Source organism: Vibrio sp. 05-20-BW147 (assembly GCF_013369385.1).
Classification (GTDB): Bacteria; Pseudomonadota; Gammaproteobacteria; order Enterobacterales; family Vibrionaceae; genus Vibrio; species Vibrio floridensis.
The window spans coordinates 1-403 of the sequence record NZ_SZTO01000105.1 but is presented as its reverse complement, the minus strand read 5'-3'; the positions used below and the strand labels follow the sequence as shown (position 1 = coordinate 403).

The window sequence follows — 403 nt, the reverse complement described above, 5'->3', positions numbered from 1 at the left end:
TATCGAAAGGCAGATGGATACTTATGGAACTTGGTTAGAGAGCATCAAGATGTGGTACTTTCGCGTATTGAGAAAGAGCGCTGTAAAGATATTTTGAGTGTTAGCGAAATCGAAAATATAACAAAGCGTTAAAGAGGGATTCATGCCGCGTGGCATTTTTGGTATGCGGTCAGTTTTGGTGATGAAAGTGGCTTGCGGAAAGTTGGTTTAGGCGGCATTCACCCCTTAACGCAGCGTTATATGTAAAGGGAGTTTCAATGAAGAGTTTTATCAAAGGGATTTTAGTTTATCTTGTTGTGATTTCGTTAGTTCTACTAATTTCTCGTAACTATTTTGATTACTTATCCACAATAGCCTTGGTTGACTACTTAGCATATAGCGGAGTTTTGCTGATTGTATTGGC

General features: G+C 39.0%; 1 protein-coding gene. It reads left to right on the top strand.

Translation table 11 applies throughout. The features are described 5' to 3' along the window. The first annotated feature begins 138 nt into the window (after nt 1-138). On the top strand, nt 139-246 hold the full coding sequence (locus FC652_RS20275) for a DUF3265 domain-containing protein (RefSeq protein WP_176299921.1): 108 nt from the start codon (nt 139-141) through the stop codon (nt 244-246). Nucleotides 247-403 lie beyond the last annotated feature (157 nt).